This window comes from Bradyrhizobium valentinum (assembly GCF_001440405.1).
GTDB classification, from domain to species: Bacteria; Pseudomonadota; Alphaproteobacteria; order Rhizobiales; family Xanthobacteraceae; genus Bradyrhizobium; species Bradyrhizobium valentinum.
In genome coordinates, this window is the sequence record NZ_LLXX01000073.1 from 6,635 (window position 1) to 8,939 (window position 2,305).

General features: G+C 64.5%; 3 protein-coding genes. All 3 read right to left on the reverse strand.

What is annotated here, in order from left to right:
• The coding region (locus CP49_RS11870) for a DUF3297 family protein (RefSeq protein WP_057850446.1) at positions 1 to 216 on the reverse strand (216 nt) is incomplete at its 3' end.
• 17 nt (positions 217 to 233) lie between these two features.
• Positions 234 to 710, reverse strand: coding sequence for a glutathione peroxidase (locus CP49_RS11875; RefSeq protein WP_057850447.1), 477 nt, complete (start codon positions 708 to 710; stop codon positions 234 to 236).
• 16 nt (positions 711 to 726) lie between these two features.
• Positions 727 to 2,118, reverse strand: a complete 1,392-nt coding sequence (locus tag CP49_RS11880; protein ID WP_057850448.1) for an amidase family protein — start codon at positions 2,116 to 2,118, stop codon at positions 727 to 729.
• Between the last annotated feature and the right edge of the window lie 187 nt (positions 2,119 to 2,305).

The following is a 2,305-nucleotide window of genomic DNA, read 5'->3' on the forward strand; positions in this document are numbered from 1 at the left end:
GACCGGGCCGTGCACCTTGATGGTCAGCGGGTTGCCGTAGCGGTCCTTGGCATTGCCGGCGGTGACGCGCACCCAGCCCTCGCTGATGCAATACTCCTCGACATTGGTCTTTTCGACGCCCTTGAAGCGAATGCCGACATCGCGCGCGAGGATCTCGGCATTGTAGTACGGGCTGTTCGGATCGACCGAGAGACGGTCGGGAAATTCGTCGTTCATCGCTTTGTTGCTCTCGCTCACAGCAGTGCCTCGATTTCTCTTCGCATTCCTTCGGGCGTAGCGGTCGGCGCGTAACGCCCGACCACCTTGCCCGACCGGTCGACCAGGAATTTGGTGAAATTCCATTTGATCGACGAACCCAATAGTCCCGATTTCGCGTTCTTCAAATGGTTGAACAACGGATGCGCATGGCTGCCGTTGACGTCAATCTTGGCGAACATCGGAAACGTCACGTCATACTTGCTTTCGCAGAATTCCTCGATCTGCCTGGCGTCGCCCGGCTCCTGCCCGCCGAACTGGTTGCAGGGAAAGCCGAGCACCGAGAAGCCGCGCGGCGAAAGTTCGCGTTGCAATTGCTCCAGGCCCTTGTACTGCGGCGTGAACCCGCAGGCGCTCGCAGTGTTGACGATCAGGAGCACCTGACCTTCAAACCGCTTCAGCGAAACCTGTTCGCCGGCGAGCGAATTCGCCGTAAAATCATAAACGCCTGGCATCGTGGTCTCGTTCAAGTCACCCGGCCGGATCGATCGCCGCGGACGGCGTTCCGCCGGCTTCAATCGCCTCGCCCGCGGCAAGGCATAGGTCTTCGCGGTAACGCCCGGAAACCAATTGCACGCCAACGGGAACGCGCCCCACCAGTCCGGTCGAAACCGTTAGCCCGGGCAGCCCCATGAAGGGAATGGCGATCTGCGGCAATTGCGCATGCCAGACACGCGCAAACGACGCCTCGTCCTTGCGGTCGAGCTGATCGGGAAACGGCAGTTCGCCTGATACCGGCATCAGCAGCACGGCATAATTTTCGAAGAACGCCAGCCATTCGCGCGTCAGCGTCGCGCGCCGCGTCAACGCCTTGGATAGGTCGAACGGATGCACCTTGGCGCGGTTGCCGCGCAGGCAGGCCAGCGCGCCGGGATCGCCTTCGCGCTCGGCGGCTTCCAGTTGCGCCTCATAGCCGTCGCCGAGCCAGAGTTTTGTTTGCAAATCGGCGGCCTCGCGCAGCGGCGGCGTATCGGCGATTTCCTCGACGATCCAGCCCGCGCGCTCGAGCCGCTTGCCGGCATCGGCAACCGCGGCCTTCACTTCGGGTACGGGATCGAGTCCGTCCGGGTTGAGACACATCGCGACGCGCTTGGGCATCGCAGGCCCTTCGAGCGGCGCCGGCACCCACCAGGGATCGCGATAATCCCTGGCCGACATCGCGGCCAGCGCGATCCTGATATCGCCGATGGTGCGCGCGAGCGGGCCCGAGACGGCGCTGATCTGCGGCCCGATCGGCCGTTCCGGGAGCGCTGCGTTGAACGCCGCGATGCGGCCCATGGTCGGCCGCAGACCGTGCACGCCGCAGGCATAAGCCGGATAGCGGATCGATCCCGCAATGTCGGTGCCGTGCGCGATATGCCCGATACCGGCCGCAACCGCCGCCCCCGCGCCGCCGGACGAGCCGCCCGGCGTGATGCCGGGGTCACGGGGATTCTTGGTGTCGCCATGGATGAGGTTGGTGGTGAACCAGCGATAGGAAAATGCCGGGCAATTGGTCCGCCCCAGAATGACGGCGCCCGATTTTCGCAGATTGTCGATCACCGGGCTGTTGCTCTTGGCGATGGCGTCGCGCTGCAGCTTCAAGCCGTTGGTGGTGGCATAGCCTTGCTGGTCGATATTGACCTTCACTGTCACGGGCACACCGCCAAGGGGGCCCGCGTCTTCGCCGCGCCCGATCGCGGCATCGATGGCTGCGGCCTGCGCCAGCACCTCGGCCGGCTTGTGGTCGACCACGGCATTGATCTTGGGATTGACCGCATCCAGCCGCGCCAGCGCCGCGGTCGCCGCCTCCTTGGCCGAGACTTTTTTCGACCTGATCAGCGAGGCCATTTCCGCAGCCGACAGGCGCCATAGATCTTGCATGCAAATCTCCATCCGATTGCCGCCCTTGTAGCGCCGGGCGCAGGGCAATGCCAGCGGGGGAGTTTGCGGCGAGCGAGCTACGCTCCCTCTCCCCGTTCTTCACGGGGAGAGGGCTGGGGTGAGGGGCCTCTCTCCGCGAACTCAACTGATACTGATCACGCGGAGGCAGGCCCCCCCCCCCCCCCCC